Annotated in this window: 13 protein-coding genes; 2 read left to right on the forward strand and 11 right to left on the reverse strand. The window is 68.0% G+C overall.

What is annotated here, in order from left to right; genetic code table 11:
- Positions 1 to 261: 261 nt before the first annotated feature.
- Entirely contained in the window at positions 262 to 1,236 is a 975-nt protein-coding gene (locus tag IEY86_RS22540; protein ID WP_189133625.1) for a helix-turn-helix transcriptional regulator, read from the forward strand.
- Between the two features lie 192 nt (positions 1,237 to 1,428).
- Here the strand turns inward: IEY86_RS22540 and IEY86_RS22545 are convergent, their stop codons facing one another.
- The 6 genes from IEY86_RS22545 to IEY86_RS22570 form a co-directional block, all read right to left on the reverse strand.
- Complete coding sequence (locus tag IEY86_RS22545) at positions 1,429 to 2,490, reverse strand: hypothetical protein (protein WP_189133626.1); 1,062 nt, start codon at positions 2,488 to 2,490, stop codon at positions 1,429 to 1,431.
- Positions 2,491 to 2,509: 19 nt separating this feature from the next.
- A complete protein-coding gene (locus IEY86_RS22550) occupies positions 2,510 to 3,733 on the reverse strand; it encodes a cytochrome P450 (RefSeq protein ID WP_189133627.1) in 1,224 nt (407 codons plus the stop codon).
- A gap of 649 nt (positions 3,734 to 4,382) precedes the next feature.
- On the reverse strand, positions 4,383 to 5,039 hold the full coding sequence (locus tag IEY86_RS22555) for a hypothetical protein (RefSeq protein ID WP_189133628.1): 657 nt from the start codon (positions 5,037 to 5,039) through the stop codon (positions 4,383 to 4,385).
- A gap of 963 nt (positions 5,040 to 6,002) precedes the next feature.
- Complete coding sequence (locus tag IEY86_RS22560) at positions 6,003 to 6,710, reverse strand: TetR/AcrR family transcriptional regulator (RefSeq protein WP_189133629.1); 708 nt, start codon at positions 6,708 to 6,710, stop codon at positions 6,003 to 6,005.
- A 447-nt stretch (positions 6,711 to 7,157) separates the two neighbouring features.
- Positions 7,158 to 7,409, reverse strand: a complete 252-nt coding sequence (locus IEY86_RS22565) for a hypothetical protein (protein ID WP_189133630.1) — start codon at positions 7,407 to 7,409, stop codon at positions 7,158 to 7,160.
- A 216-nt stretch (positions 7,410 to 7,625) separates the two neighbouring features.
- Entirely contained in the window at positions 7,626 to 8,009 is a 384-nt protein-coding gene (locus tag IEY86_RS22570) for a LysR substrate-binding domain-containing protein (protein WP_229698669.1), read from the reverse strand.
- Positions 8,010 to 8,753: 744 nt separating this feature from the next.
- On the opposite strand from IEY86_RS22570, the gene IEY86_RS22575 reads away from it, so the two are divergent.
- On the forward strand, positions 8,754 to 10,802 hold the full coding sequence (locus IEY86_RS22575; RefSeq protein WP_189133631.1) for an ATP-binding protein: 2,049 nt from the start codon (positions 8,754 to 8,756) through the stop codon (positions 10,800 to 10,802).
- A 297-nt stretch (positions 10,803 to 11,099) separates the two neighbouring features.
- Here the strand turns inward: IEY86_RS22575 and IEY86_RS22580 are convergent, their stop codons facing one another.
- The 5 genes from IEY86_RS22580 to IEY86_RS22600 all read right to left on the reverse strand — a co-directional run bounded on the left by IEY86_RS22580 (position 11,100) and on the right by IEY86_RS22600 (position 15,583).
- The gene (locus tag IEY86_RS22580; protein WP_189133632.1) at positions 11,100 to 11,543 is read right to left on the reverse strand and encodes an SRPBCC family protein; all 444 of its coding nucleotides are present in this window, start codon (positions 11,541 to 11,543) and stop codon (positions 11,100 to 11,102) included.
- Between the two features lie 311 nt (positions 11,544 to 11,854).
- Positions 11,855 to 13,069, reverse strand: a complete 1,215-nt coding sequence (locus tag IEY86_RS22585; RefSeq protein ID WP_189133633.1) for an ABC transporter permease — start codon at positions 13,067 to 13,069, stop codon at positions 11,855 to 11,857.
- Positions 13,070 to 13,080: 11 nt separating this feature from the next.
- A complete protein-coding gene (locus IEY86_RS22590; protein WP_189133634.1) occupies positions 13,081 to 13,884 on the reverse strand; it encodes an ABC transporter ATP-binding protein in 804 nt (267 codons plus the stop codon).
- Positions 13,881 to 15,050, reverse strand: a complete 1,170-nt coding sequence (locus IEY86_RS22595) for a peptidoglycan-binding domain-containing protein (protein WP_189133635.1) — start codon at positions 15,048 to 15,050, stop codon at positions 13,881 to 13,883. The genes IEY86_RS22590 and IEY86_RS22595 overlap by 4 nt, the downstream gene beginning before the upstream one ends.
- Complete coding sequence (locus IEY86_RS22600; protein WP_189133636.1) at positions 15,047 to 15,583, reverse strand: hypothetical protein; 537 nt, start codon at positions 15,581 to 15,583, stop codon at positions 15,047 to 15,049. The genes IEY86_RS22595 and IEY86_RS22600 overlap by 4 nt, the downstream gene beginning before the upstream one ends.
- Positions 15,584 to 15,664: the final 81 nt, after the last annotated feature.

The raw sequence follows: 15,664 nt of genomic DNA on the forward strand, positions 1-15,664 counted from the left end.
CACGCCGGATCACCCGGCGGCGGAGCGTGGACGGACGCCCCGCGCCGGTTCGTGTCAGCGGGTGCCCGGAGGGCTTGACCAGGGCGGGCGAGGTCGCCAGAACGTGCGGCTCTGTTCGCACAATGGCCTTCAGCAGCCAAAGCCGCGGGCGATAGCCTTGCCGCCTGCGGAATGATGATGGCATGTTGTGGCGGGGGCGGGAACAACGGAAGGCATGCGTGAATGCGCATGTGCGTGTTTACGTCTCACCAGGAGCGCACCATGTTGGAACCATTCGGCCTCAGCCCTGCCGAAGAGTCCCTCTACCTCGCACTCATCGACGCCCCCAGCCTCACGACCACCGAGATGGCTCTCCTGGCCGGCACCAGCGCGCAGGGTGTGCTGCCGATCCTCGCCCGGATCGAGGACGCCGGACTGATCGCCCGGTTGCCGGACACCCCTGCCAGGTATTGCGCCATCGAACCCGGTATCGGATTCGCCACTCTCCTCGCCGCCCAGGAACAGCGGGTGCGCCGGGTGGAGGAACAGGCACAGCACGCGCGCGCCACAGCCAATCAGCTCGCCGAGCGATTCCGGCTGTCCGGCGTTCGCCATCCGCTCGATCTCATCGAGATCGTCGTCGGGAGGCAGGCGGTGCTGCAACGGCTCTTCCAGCTGGAACGCATGGTGCACACCGAGCTCCGCGGAATCGACATGCCGCCGTACGTGATGAGCGACAACGAGGCGGAGTTCGAGATGCTGGACAAGGGGATCACCAGCCGGTGGCTCTACGACAGCAGCGTCCTCGACATCCCCGGCAAACTGGAGCAGATATCCGACTTCATCGATGCGAGCGAGCAGGGCCGGATCATCAGCAACGCACCGATGAAGCTGCTGATCGCCGACGACCAATTGGCCATCATCGCGCTCACCAGCGAGGCCAGCAGCTCCGTCAGCGCGCTCGTGGTCCGTCCTTCGGAACTGCTCGACGGACTGTCGCGCGTGTTCGAGAGCCTATGGCGCACCGCCATACCACTGGAACCGTCCGATCCTGTACCAGGCGCCGACCGGCCCTCTCACGAGGAGACGCAACTGCTGGCCCTTCTGGCTGCCGGCATGACGGACAAGACCGCCGCTCGCCGCATGGGCCTTGGCCTGCGGACAGTGCAGAAGCGAGTGCGGCACCTCATGGAACGGCTCGTCGCGGACACCCGATTTCAGGCCGGTGTCCACGCCAAGGCCCGTGGCTGGCTCTGATGAAGACCGTCGTCAGGCTCACAGGCCCAAGGACGCCCCGGGACCTGTCCGCGGTGAGCGTGAGCGCGACGCTGACCGGGCGATCGGTGGCCCTCTCGGAGGGCAATTCCTCGACTTCTGATTGAATCGTATCTACCACTAACTCGCGCATGCCTCGTGAGCGCGTTCCTGCGGCTTCGGGTCCATCGGCATTCACGGCGCTCCTGGACCCCCGTCGGGCTGGGCGGTTTCCAACTCGTCCTGTAGCAGGGCGGAACGCGTCATCGCGGGTGTCGGCCGGTACCACGTCGATGTCTGACCGCTGCCGTGCGGGTGAGGACCCATCAGCGCCAGCGCCTGGATTTCATGGGCGAAGGGATAGCGGGGATTGTTGACGCGAAGTCCGTACATGGCCTGGATCTGTTCCGTGTAGGCGCGTTCGTAAGGTGCCGCGAGGGGCCGGCGCTTGAGGAAGTTGAAGATGTTCCCGGCCCGGGTCACAAGGGCGGGGATGGCGTCGGCGGTCATGTAGTTGACGATATTGCAAGACTCGCTCTCGCTTCGGTGCTTGGGCCAGGACGTGCAGTCGTAGGCGAGGATGAGTGCTTCGATGGTGGCGGACAGAAGGCGTCTGTCGATGGTGGCGGATTCGCGTTCCAACATGCACGCGCGGAACACCACGGCCAGGCCGAAGCCGCCGTCGATGTTCCGTAGCCGGATGTAGTCGTCGTAGCCGGACGAGAGGGTGTTGACCCACGTGAGGTAATATGGCGTGGGAATTTCCTTCTGTTTCTCCAGGGCGATGTACAGCGTAGCGAACAGCTGATCGGTGAAGTACTTCCGCGGCTCGTCCGCCAGGGGCGCGAGGATGGATTCGAGCGCTTCAGCGATGCTGATCCCGAGGATGCGCGCGCTTCTGTCGGTGATCTGCTGCTGTTCGATGACCGATCCGCGCGACTCACAGGCGATGAACGCCAGGTTGATCAGAGCCGTGTACTCGTACACGGCTCTGTCGATGCACTGGGGCTGGAAGGCGTGGGTCCACTTGATGCCTTGGTCGACCAGGGCATCATTGAGCGGGGAAAGCGAGATGGGTCCGGGCGTGATGGGCAGTTCGGTGAAGAATTCCAGCGTGTCTTCAGTCCACAGGCCGGGGCCTGGGGCGTTCCATCCGGCCGTGCTCGGAGCCGGCCGTGGGATATCTGTCGCGGCGTGGGTTGCGGGGAACGCGGTGGTGGCGTAGTCCGCGTTGAGTGAATGCTCGATGTTCCACATGGGGGCCTTTCTCGGAGGGCTATGCGGGGTGCGGCGCGATCGGCAGGGTGCGCAGTCCCCGAATGAGGATTCCGTCGACCCACAGCAACTCGCTCCTGTCGATGCCCGGTGCCAGGGACGGGGCGCGATGGCGGCTCAGGAGTGCGCTGAGGCCGACTCTTCCAGTGAGGGTGGCGAGGTGGGAGCCCATGCACGTATGGACTCCTCGGCTGAAGGAGAGGACTTTGGCATGGTCCCTGTGGAGATCGAAGGAATCGGGATGAGGGAAGACACGTTCGTCGCGGTTCGCTGAAGCGAGGCAGACCAGCACGGCGTCACCGGCGGGCACGACGGTGTCCTCGATGCGGATGTCCGTGGTGGCGATTCGGGTCGGGGAGACCGGGATGGGGGTGTCGTAGCGAAGGGTCTCCCGGACCAGTGCGTCCACGAGGTGCGGAGCGTGCTGCAGGGCCGGCGCGTGGCCGGGATGGTCGATCAGGGCCAGGACACCGTTGCCGATCAGGTGAATGGGCGCCTCGTACCCGGTGGCGAGGAGGATGAAGACGGCGGCGGTGACCTCTGCGGCGGTAAGGTCGCCCGGGTTGGTGGCGAGGGTGGAGATGATCCCGCCGTCCGGGTGCCGGATCTTCTCGCCGATGAACCGCCTGATGTATGCGTGCAGGGCTTCGAGGGCGCTGTGGACGGCTTCTGGTCCGGCGGGGGCGGGGTTGGTCGCCGTGTCGATCTCCGCGAAGACACGATCCCGGTCGTCAATGGGGATGCCGAGGACGTCGCTGATGACATTCCGCGAGAACGGCTTGGCGAAGTCCCCGATCACATCGACGACTTCGTCTTCGGCCAGTGCGTCCAGGAAGCGACGGGCGGTGCGGGCGATGTCCGCGGCCAGGGTGGCCACGTTCCGGGGGGCGAACGGCCTGCTGACCGGGCGGCGTAGCCGGGCATGGTACGGCGGGTCGATGTTCATCATGTGCTGCGTGACCATGCTCCTGAGGGCATCCGGCACGGTGGCCCAGCCGAGCGCGGTTCCGTTGTCCTGATGGATCGACCGGACGAGGCGTTCGTCGGTGAGTGCGGCGGATGCTGCGGCATGACGCACGACGAGCCACGCCCGACTGCCCCGGGGAGTCATGATCTTGTGGGCTGCCCCGGCTTCCCGTAGGCGCGCGTAGATCGGATAGGGATCGCGTTTGGCGACGTCGGCGAACGGATCAAGATCGGCCGTTGTGATCCCGTCAGGGGCCACAGCATTCAACCCTGCTCTGGCAGTCGGGCTCGGACGGTACCGCGATCAGCCATCCGAGCCGGGAGGGACCAACCGCACGGCTCGACAGCCCTGTTCCGCGTCGGCCGACGTCTTCGCGCAGGTGCACCCAAGCCGACAGGACGGACGACCCCATGAATTGCCTCCTCGGTGATCACTCGGATTGCCGCGAGAGTTCGTGAGGGCCATGCGCCCCCGGCGGTAAGGCAGGGACATCGGCGTCGGGGCACCCGCGTGTGTCTTTTCCCTCCCCGTATCCCGTGCCCACCTGACGGCACCGACACGGCACATCCCCTCCAGCAGGTGCACAGGAAGCACACCGCACACCGCGTACTCAGTAGGTGCGGTAGTAAAGCAGCTGACCAGCCTCTCCAGGGGCTGACTTCTCCCCCGGAATGAATAGGGACACCATCACCGCCCGTGCTCCGCCAGGTGTCTTCAAGACGGTGATCGATGGATTGGCGAAAGCGGAACTCCCCTTGGCCGTCCGGATCGACAGCCTGTCTGCGTTACCTGTTTGGTAGTCGTACAGGAAGGTTCGCCAGCTACCGAAGTCACCATTGACATACTGGCCTTCAAAGAGGCCGTAAGAGAATCCCGAGAAGACAACGTCGTCACGATCGCCAATGTTTCAGCGCACCCCCCAGTGGAGCAGGGCGTTGTCGACCTCCTGCTGCTTCGCGGCTTTCCAGGAGGTGAAGTCGGTGAGCGTGGCGCGCATCTGCCGGTCCACTTTGCAATCGGAGTAGTAGTGGCCGCCGAGCTCGATCACCGAGTGATCGATGTCGGGCGCCAGCCGGACGGAGTAGATGTTCGGAGTCCCCTCGGCGCATGACGACAACGTGCGCGGAGCCTGCAACGTCCGGGCAGCCGTCCCCGCCTTCAACGAGCTGCGGTTGGGGAAATAGTGCACCGCGATATGATTCGACGGATCCTGCTCCCAGGCGACGAGGTATCCGCCATTGGACACTTGCTTGATGGTGGGCTGCGAGCTCCCCGCTCCAAAATCTGTGGTGAATGTCCAGTTCATGAGATCGCTGGAAGTCGCCAGGGCGGCATGGAACCGTCCGTCCGAGAGGAGCGTGTGGTAAACCGCGAGGTAGTCACCGGACGTGTCTTGGATGATCTTGGCGGCATCCCTACCACGCCCCGTGCTGTCAGCGGCGGCGTAGCGCCTCGCGGTCGCCCCGTCGACGTCTTCCACGATGTCGCGCAGTGCTGCTCGCGGACCGTCCGAGGCAGCGGGAGCAGCCGGGAAGGCGCTCGGCCCCGCGTAGGCCGCGATCAAGGCAGCACGGCGGCCTGGCCGGATCCGATACGGCCGAGCACCTGACAATGCCCTCCCCTCCTGGACGCCCCTCAGTCTCTTGCGCCTCCGTTGTGGCCGACGTTTCGGGTGTTGGTGGTCACTGACAGGTTCGAACCACATCGCGCCCACACACAGGAGTTCAAGATGGCGAAGCGCCTACGTTGTCCGGATCCCCGCGGCGTGCTGACCGCACTCATGGTCGTGTCTCCCCACCAAAGGCTCGGAGGCAGAAGAGCGGCCATACCCTCACCACTTGGTGCTCCGGTGGGTCCAGCTGACGGGAGGCCGCTCCAAGCCCGCCCGCGACGGCCTCCTCAAGCGTCTGCCCACTTCTGGCTACGGAGTGTGTTGTGCCCACCTGCCAGGACCGTCTCGGCGAACCGAAGCAGGCAAGGTGTGGGGCATTCGTCGACCTATGGCTGACGGATGCCCCTTCTCACGGCCAGGAAAGAACGATCCCCTTCGAGCTCGCCGACCCGCATCAGTGGGAAACGTACGGTGTGCTCCCCTTCAGGTTTGCCATGGGGACTCCGATGTGCTTCGTGAAGGAGAGTCCGACGGGGATGAAGCTACCTGGCACGGCTGCTCAGTAGCCAGACATGATCCCTGCCCGCAACTGCTCACCCTTGGCACCGGGCTGGACACCTGAGTGACGTAGCATCAAAGCGGTGGTGTGGACCACCAGCAGGGGCGCTGCCCGCGCGACCACGGCGCTGCGCCGGTCCCCTCGAGGTCGTGGGCGAGGATGACGGCCTGGATGCGGTCGCGGGCTCCCAGCTTCGCAAGGTCGCGGCCGAGATCTGGCACTCGCGCTCGGTGAGGGCGCGCACTCTCTCGATGATCGCGTCGCCGGACCGCGACCGCACGGATCCCCGCCTGGCGGCTCATCCGGGCGCGCGTCCTTCATCGTTCCTGACTCCGACGTCCGGGACTGGGCGTCGGTCAGGCGTCCGGGCTCCCTGCACGTCGGGGGGTGGCTAGGGTGCCGTTGATGAGCACGTGGAAGAACCAGGTCAGGCGTTCTCTGGGCGCGCCGGAGACCAGATCGGTCCCGAGAGCCGAGGTGCGAGGATGCTTTACCGGATCGACGCCGGCGATCGCCGCGGTCAGGTAGCTGAGTTCGTCGGCGGCGTCGTCGTCGGCGCTGCGACGGGCGGAGTGCTCGGCCGCAGTCGCGGTGGCCACCAGCAGGAGGACGTCCACGGCCCAGGCCGCCTGCTCGTCCGGGACTCCACCCTCGTGCAGCAGCGCCAGGATTGCTTCCACGAGGGCCAGGTAGTTCGGGCCGGAGGGGCGGGCAACCAGCGCGGATTGCGCCAGGCTGGGCTGCTCGAACAGCACCCAGGTGTAGGAGTCGAGGACGGCGACCAGCCGCCGGCGCCAGTCGCCCGCGGCGGTGGCCTGGGTCAGATCGACGGCACCGAGCAGCTTTTCGAGGATCGCCGCGTGCAGCTCGGCGGTGTTCGCCACGTACACGTACAGCGAGGCCGGCCCGGTGTCCAGCTCCTGGGCCAGACGTCGCATCGTGACGCGCTGCAGGCCCTCGGTCTGCATGAGCCGGACCGCGGTATGGACGATGCCCTCATAGGTCAGGGCGGGCTTGGCGGGACGCTCGCGGCGGCTGCGGGGCGCGGGAGTTCGAGGCGACATGACCCCATCTTATTGAACATGTTCGTCGGACGGCGTTGGCGAAGTGGAGTCGCCTGCCATGTCCGCGTCCGCCCCCTCCCCCACGAACCCGGTCGGCCGAGCCCGTGAGGCACCCAAGATCATACGGCGGGTCCTTCTCCGTTTCCGCCTACACTCCGGCCCTCCGTCCGCTCGACCCCGGCGTGGGGCAAGCTCGGCGACCTGTTCGACCGCAAGCGCGTGTCCTCGCCTCGGTCCTCGTATTCCTGACCTGATCGGTTCCGTACTCTCCGGCGCGTCCTCGTCCATGAACGCACCGAGCGCTTGACGGGCGCTGCAAGGGCCCGGGCGCCGGAGGTACGGCCGCGGGCACCTTCACGCTGACAGCGGTCCTTCTTCTCCGCACGAGCGGGGCCGCTCAGGGCATGGTCACCGCAGTCATGACTGTCAGGCATCGGTCGCGAGGCGCTACTTGTACGCCCATGGCGAGGCCCATGTTTCCTTCGTGGTGTCGTCGTAGAGCAGGACCTGGCACGCCCCTTGGCTGCCCACCCGGAAGACATAGGTCCATCTCATGCTGAAAAATACATTGAACTTCCCCTGATCACCGAACCAATGTCCGTTCGCGCACATCAGGTTGAGATCCACCATGTGCCCATGCAGATCCATGCCCGCTTCCACCTTGGCGTCGTAGCCTTCCGGATCGGTGCGGATGCACACATGCGACGTTCCCTGAGGACCCGCCGGTCCGCAATTCCAGGAGTCGGCGTGGGCAGAGGATGCGAAAGTCAACGAAGCTGCAGCGAGACCGAGGCTTGCGGTTAGGGCGGCGAGCGTCCGCCTGACGTTTGTCACCATCCGGGGGCTCCGACTTCACTCGTGGGGACTGTCTGACGGCGATGAAGCTACGTCGCGCGGCTGCTCGGCCACCAGACCTCAGCCATGCCCTAAAGTGCTCACTCGGGCACTGAGACCGTTCCGGGTTCGATGGAGGCTCCCGACTGTCCCCAATAGAGCGGAGTCCAGAAGTGCCACCCTGGGTTCGCTGCGCAGTACGCGCAGTTCGGATCCGGTGGGAAGGTCGACCGGCGGCCGCACGATCGCCACGTCGGTCGCACCTGTGTCCAGGCCCGCCTCGGGGAAGCGGAAGTCGAACTCCTCGACCTCCAGCGAGACCTCCGGATACGCCTCGCCGAAGGCGCGCAGGATGGCGGGCATGTGGTCGAGGGCAGAGCCGCTGAGCAGGGCGATCCCGAGCGCGTCCTCGCGCTGGCGCACGATCTGGCTCAAGGTGGGCTGGGACATGTGCAGCAGGGCCACGGCCCGGTTGAAGCCGCGGCCCGGTTGAAATGGAGCTCCGCGGTGAGGGGCAGCCCGTGTCGATCAGCTGGTCATCGAGAGCATCCCGTGCCCCGGCGGGCTTCACTCAGACACCAATCCAAGGTCTGTCACCTGTCAAACAGGTGATGAATTCGATGATAGAGAGGACGCCCGGCAATCGCGGCAGAGTGGCTGCGACCGGCAATGTGGCATTCTCCGCGCCGGACTGCAGCGCGAGAGACTTCTCGAGTCGATCCAGAAAACATCACCCCCTTGACTAGTGATCCCGACGTGCTGCAACCTTGGGCTCCACGAGGCGAGGAAAAGTCGGGCACGGCCTGCGGTCGGCGAGCCGACCGGCATTCCCTCGCCGGAGCTCGCCTCGCGACATCCACTGGGTGGCGACACGGTAGGTGAAACACACTGGCCTCCACACCCCGTCACCTCGCCGCATCCGCCACTGCCGTCGGCTGCGGCGAGGCCCCCGCCGACTCCGATGGGCGGTCACCGAGTGCCTCCGCACCCGAGCAGCGGAGACCCGACTCGCCCGACGAACGGCACCCTCGTTCGACGGCTGTCCTACCGCCACCGGGACACATCAGCTGCCCAGCCATCGCAAGCACCACCGGAGGTTCCCAATGACAGAGCGAGCGCGCTGACGAGTCGGCCGTTCAAACGTTGCCATGTGATGGGGGCTTGGGAGTTGGGGGTTCGTGTATGGATATCGCCGGTGAGAGTCTGGCTGTGCGTCTGGGTTCGGCGCGGGATCGGTCGTTCGTGGGCCGGTGTGAGGAGCTGAAGAGATTCGGGGCGGCACTTCGGGGTGAGCCGGGGGCCGCGGTGGTCTTCTACCTGCACGGGCCGGGAGGGATGGGCAAGACCGCTTTGCTGCGCCGGTTCGCCGACCAGGCCGGGCGGGCCGGCCGCACGGTGGTGCATGTCGACGGACAGCACATCGATCCCTGCCCGCTCGCTTTCGAGGCCATGGCGGAGGCGGCTGCCTCGTCCCGGGACGCCGTGCTGCTGATCGATTCCTTCGAGCACTGCCGGGAGCTTGAAGGCTGGCTGCGGGAGCGTTTCCTGCCCCGCCTGCACGCGCGCACCGTCACCGTGCTGGCCGCACGGGTACCGCCCAGTACGCACTGGGCATGCGACCCGTCCTGGAGCGGCACCCTGGAAGTGTCCAAGCTGCAACCCCTGGACGGCGGAACGGCAGCGGCCCTGCTGGCCGAGCGGGGCGTGCCTCCCGAAATGCGTGACGCGGTACTCGCCTTCGCCGGCGGCCACCCCCTGGCACTGAGCCTCGCCGCCTCGGTCGGCACCCGCACCCGCACGGCCGACTCCACCTGGACACCCACCCCGCAGGTCATCGCCGCACTGCTCGACACCCTGGTCGGTGGCCTTCCCTCCCGGCACCACCGCCTGGCCCTGCACACCGCCGCACACACCCTGTCCACCACCGAGACCCTGCTCAGCGCCGTCGTCGGCGAGGAACACGCCGCCCCCACCTTCGACTGGCTGCGCCAACTGCCCTTCTGCCACACCAGCCGGCACGGACTGGTCCTGGACCGGCTCGTCGCCCAGGCCCTGGACCGCGACCTGCGCTGGCGCGACCCCCAAGGCTACGAGCGGATGCACCATCAGGCCGGCCTCCAGCTGCTGCACCAGGCCCGCACCGCACCCGAGCCCGACGTGATCCACTCCGTACGCGCACTCAGCTACCTCAAACGGCACGGCCCCATGCAGCGCTACTACCGCCACATCACCCACGATCCAGAAGCAACCGAGGAAGCACTGCGCCCAGGCGACCACGACGCCGTGATAAGCATGACCGAACAGGCCGAAGGCCCCCGCTCGGCCCGCATCGCCCAGTACTGGCTTCACCGCCAGCCGCAGGCCTTCCGGCTCTACCGGAGCACCCACTCCCACCGACCCGTGGCCTTCATGACCTGGCTCCAACTCACCGCACCCGGTGACGAACTCGACACCGACCCGATGACCGCTGCCGCCTGGAAGCATGTCCAAGACCGACCACCCCTGCGGGTCGGCCAGCACCTGGGCATGGTCCGATTCATGATCCACCCACAGGCACACGGCAAGCTCACCCCCCTCACACAGCTGATGCAACTGCGCATCTGCGCCCACTGGATACGCTCCACCGGCCTGGCCTGGTCCTTCGTGGTCACCCCCCACGCCCGGCTGTGGGCACCCCTGCTGCACCACCACGGCCACGACCCACTGCAGCGCACCCCCTGGGACCGCACGCGCACACTCACCCTCTTCGCCCACGACTGGCGCACCACGCCCGCACAGACCTGGCTCGACCGCACCCAGCCCGGCCCCCTGCACGAACCAGCCCCCACCCACCACACCACCGACACCCCCCTGAACCGCTCACAGTTCGACCACGCCGTCCGCGAAGCCCTGCGCCAGCTCCACGACCCCATCGCACTGGAGAACAACCCACTACTGACCAGCGGCATGCTCACCCACCACAGCACCGACCCGGCAATCGCCCTGCGGAATCTGATCAGCGAAACCATCGATACCCTGCTCGACAACCCCCGCCACACCAAAATGCATGCCGCCGTCACCACTACCTACCTCAAACGCATCCGCACCCAGGAAGCCGCAGCCAAACGCCTCGGCCTGCCCTACAGCACCTACCGACGACACCTCGCCCAAGGAGTCCAACGCGTCTGCGAACTCATGTGGCGAATGCACACCACGACCACCCACTTCGATGCCGACCCGGCCACGGTGGATTCACCCTGGCTCACTGACCACGAGTGAACAGCCATGACCGCGGCAGGCATGCCCCTGTCTCCGTTGGGTCGCCCAGGGTCACCGACGCAACTCACCCGCCGCCTCGAGGAAGCTCGTGCGCGAGCGGACGCGGCGGGGGAAGACGCGCCCGCTCACTTTGATTCCCGCACGGCCGCGGCTGCCTCCCGCACCAGGTGACCACGAGTGAACAGCCGGTGTCACGGTGAGCGCGATGAGCAAGCGGGATCCCACGTCACCATGCGGACGCGTCAAGCTCCCCGGACGCCTGCGCTGGAGCGCGCTCAGCAGCGCCGAAGTGCAATTTCAGCCATAAGTGCGCTCGGCGGTGAATTTCAGGGCGTCGAGCCAGCCGTGCATGGATTCCGACAAGGCGGCGCCCATGCCGTCCGGGTCCGCTTCGACAGGCTCACCTGTCCAGGACTCCTGGGAGGTGACTCGCGTACCGTCCTCGGTCTCCTGGAAGGTCCAGATGTGGACACCCTGGATGCCGTGGGCCAAACCGCCCCAGACGGTGCGGCGCAGCGGATGGACTTGCGCGATCGTGGAACTGATGCTCAGGCTGGGCGTATCCCAGTCGAAGGCGTTGCCCTCGGTGAACGGTCCACGCAGTACCGCCTTGGTGATGCCGGCGTTCCAGCTCGGCCAGGCGTTGACGTCGGTGTGCAGCCGCCAAAGGGTCTCGGGGGTGGCGTTGATGGTCCTGTGCAGCTCGACGGTGACGTAGGCGGTGTGGACGATGTGCTTCATCTGTTTCCTTGTCGAGTGTGTCGCGGGGGGCCGCGGTCGGTGCAACCTGTGGCCGCGCCCGAGGAGAGCACGTTGGCTGCCCGTCTCCACGCCCCAGCAGCCCTGGACGCCGGAGGCGACGCCGCATCGAACAGCGCGGGCTCCGTGCGGAGTGGGTCTTTGCCGTCGCTTCACCCGCTGCGGCAACCCTGTCCCGGAGTAGTGGGCCAAATCCAGGCCGGTCCGGTGTTCACCCGCGCCCACTGGTGCTCGCACAGCCGCCGGGGTCGCTTGCGTGAACCGGGCGGAGCACGTGGGCACGGTCACGCCGCTCAGTCGGCTGCCCGCAGAGCGCCCGTGGGTGACAGGCGCGCGGCGCGCAGGGCAGGGTACAGCCCGGCGACGGTGCCGACGGCGACGGCCGTGGCCGGTCCGGTGGCCGCCCAGGTGACGGGGAGGGTGGCGGGCCAGCCGTGGGCTGCGGCGTATCCGTAGACCACGGTGGCGCCCAGGACGAGCCCGGCGAGGCCGCCCAGGAGCCCGAGCAGGACGGCCTCGATGAGGAACTGGACGGCGATCTGGCCCTGCCGCGCGCCCAGCGCCCGGCGCAGGCCGACTTCGCCGCGGCGCTCCATGACGCCGACGACCATGGTGTTGGCGATGCCCACGCCTCCCACCAGGAGCGCCACCGCGGCGAGCGAGAGCACCAAGCCGCTGAGGGTGTCCTTGGTCTCGGTGCGGGCTTTGAGGAGGTCGGAGGGGCGGGAAACGGAAACCAGGTGGGGGGCTGCGGGGTTTGCGGTGGCTCCGGCGATGGCCTGGACCTCGGCGACCTTGTCGGGGCGGGCGCGGACGTAGATGGTGGAGGGGGTGCGGTCGCCGCCGAGGTGGGCGGTGGCCTGCGCGCCGCCGACGAGGGCGCTTTCGTCGATCTCGGGGGCCAGCTCGCTGTGCTGGAGGATCCCCAGGACGGCGTACCACTGCCCGCTGGTTCGCTCGCCGTCGCGTGTGATCCAGACTTTCTGCCCGGGGGCGGTGACCGCCAGGCGATTTGCCGCGCCGGCACCGAGGACCACCGTCGGGAGTCTTTCGGTACCCCGGTCGAGCCAGCGGCCGGAGCGCATCCCCACGCGCAGGGTGTCGAGGAGGTGGAGCCGGGCGGAGCGCACGGACAGGCCGTTGGTCTGGTTCTCGGAAACGTACTTGGTGCGGTAGATGGCGGCCTTGGTGTCGCCGGTGGCGCTGGTCTGCTGGACGGACGCGATGGCGCCGAGCATGGTCACGGACTCCTTCGGCAGCGGCACCGGCCGCTGGTCCGGGTCGGTACCGGGTGAGACGGTGACCAGGTTGCTGCCGAGCCGGTCGAGCCGGTCGAGGAGGTGGGCCTGGTTGGAGGCGGAGATTCCGGTCACCGCGACGACCGCGGCGATGCCCAGCGCGATACCGAGGGCGGACAGCGCTGAGCGCAGCCTCCGTGTGCGGGGGCCGATCAGGCCCAGGCGCAGCAGGTCGGCCGGGCGCAGCCTGGCGGGGCGCGGCAGTGACATGCGAGGGTCCGTCATGTGGGCCCGCCCTCTGAGCGGCCGCGAGTGTCGAGACCGAGTCCCGAGGCCGCGCCGATGTGCGTGACCGCGCTGTCTTCCCCGACTGCGATGCGGCCGCCGACATGTTCGTCGAACGCGATCCGGCCGTCCTGGATCCCGATCCGGCGTGGGAAGGAGGCGGCGAGATCGCGGTCGTGGGTGATGACGAGGACGGTGGTGCCGTCGGTGTTGAGGCTCCGCAGAACCTCCATGACGCCGTGTCCGGAGGTGGTGTCGAGGGCCCCTGTGGGCTCGTCGGCCAGGAGCAGCCCGGGGCGGCCGACGACGGCGCGGGCGATGGCCACGCGCTGCTTCTCACCGCCGGAGAGCTGGTCGGGATGGTGGTCGAGGCGGTGTCCGAGGCCGAGGTCGCTCAGGGCTTGGACCGCGCGTTCGCGGCGTCTGCGGGCGCTCTCCCCGGTGTAGAGCAGGCCGGTGGCGACGTTCTCGACGGTGGTCAGCCCGGGCAGCAGGAAGAACTGCTGGAAGACGAAGCCGATACGGCGGGCTCGCAGCGCGGCCACCTGGCGGTCGGACAGGTCGGCGAGGTCGTGGCCCTCCAGGGCGATATGGCCGAAGGTGGGCCGGTCCAGTGTCCCGATCAGGGCGAGGAGCGTGGACTTGCCGGAGCCGGAGGGGCCAACGACGGCAAGGAGCTCGCCGGGGGCGACGGCCAGGTCGACGCCGTGGAGGATGCGCAGCGGCGGGGTACCGTACTCCTTCACGACGTCGCGCAGGAGCAGGGCCGGGGCCGGTGGCCGCTTCGGGGGCGCGCTCATGACGGGATCACCACCTTGTCGCCTTCGCTGAGTCGACCGGCGACCGGCGTGATCTGGGCGCGGGCGTCGACGATCAGTCCGACCCGGACCCGGACCCGGACCGGTTGCGCCGCCCCCGGGCGTACAACCTCCACGCCGTAGCCGCCTTCGGGGCGGGCGAGCAGGGCGGTGACGGGGACCACGAGCGTGTCCTCGGCCTTGTCCTCGGGGACGGTGAGGGTGACCGCGGGCCGGGCGTGGTCGAGTGCCGACTTGGCCTTCTTCTGGTCGGTGAGTGCGATGGTGGCGGTGGCCTTGTCCTGACCGCCGGCCGTTCCTGAGCCTGCGCCGGCTGCCCCGCCACCACCGCCCGCCGTGGCGTCATCGTCGGCGCCTTGGCCGCCGTCCGCGCCGGAGCCGCGGGTGATCTGCTTGACCTCGCCCTTGGTGGCGCTGCCCGTGCCGAGCCGGACGGTGACCTTGCTGCCCGGCGCGAGCTGAGCGATCTGCTCGTCGTCGAGCCCGACAGTCGCGAAGACTCCCGGCCTGGTGACCTTCAGTACGGTGGTGCCCGAGCCCGCTACGGCGGTGCCTCCGAGTTTGGCGGAGACCTCCTCCACTCGTACGGCCCGGTCCCGCAGCACGACGACGCGGCCGAGTTCGACCCTGCCCGTCCGCTTCAGGCCGTGGGCCTTCTGCCAGCGCTTGACGGCGGCCGCTGTCCCGTCCGTGAACTCCTCGTCGACGGTCATGCTGGTGGCGTCCGCGTAGCCGAGGTCGGTCAGGTTGCGTTCCAGCTCCTGGACGTCGGGGCCCGTCACGCCCGTGGCGAGTTCGCGCCAGAAGGGCCGGGACCCGGCGAACAGAACGACTGGCTCGCCGTTGAGCTCGTAGAGCACGCCTCCCGCCTCGATCCGGTCGCCGGGCCGCGGCAGCCCGGTGAACGTGCCCTGTCCCTGCCCGACGACATCGGTGGCCGGGCCGTGACCGAGCTTGCCGGTCAGCTCCAGACCGGAGGTCAGCGTGGTCCGCTGTACGGTGGCGGTCGACGGTGCCCCGCCGCCGTCATGGCCGCTGCCCTGCCCGCGGGTGTCGGAGCGCCAGGGCTGCTGGGCGGCAGCCACGGCGCCCCCTGCCAGGGCGATCACGACGGCGGCGGCGACCCCGGTGCGCCGGGCGGGCTTCATTCGCCGGCCTTCTGCGGCTTCTCGGCAGCGAACGGGACGTCGGGGTAGTCCTTGCCGCAGATCCCGAACGCCTTGTTCCACGCCTTGGGGTCCACACCCGTGGGCGTCACAAGGGTGTCGGGCTGCTTGGGCTCGGGGTCGGCCATGTCCGGTACCCCGTTCTTACGCAGGCACGTGGCCAGCCCGCGCGCCTGCTTGATGCTCTCCGAGTCCGGCTTGGCGCGGCCGAGCTGCTGCATGCCCGGGACCTTGGAGTTGCACTTCTTGACGGCCTCGGCCATCGCCTTGTCCGAGTCGCCGGGACGGCCCGCCGGCATCACGATCTGGCCGTCCTGGGTCATCTTCACCTGGGTCTGGCCCGCGTCGTGCATGCACTGCAGCCACCTGCGGCGGGTGCCGTCGTCCTCCTTGCCCACGACCGGCTTCTTGTCCTCGGCCTCCTTGGAGCAGGCGGTCGTCAGGGTCAAGGCGGCTACGGTGGCGAGCAGAGCCCCGGCGACTCGTACGCCTTGTGCGGTGGTCCTGGTACGCATGGCGGTCCAACCTCTCGTGGTGTTCGGGTTCCGTGAAAGATGGTGGACTGAGCCTGGTGAGCGGGCCGTGACATATCGCTA

Source organism: Wenjunlia tyrosinilytica, assembly GCF_014646055.1.
Taxonomy (GTDB): Bacteria; Actinomycetota; Actinomycetes; order Streptomycetales; family Streptomycetaceae; genus Wenjunlia; species Wenjunlia tyrosinilytica.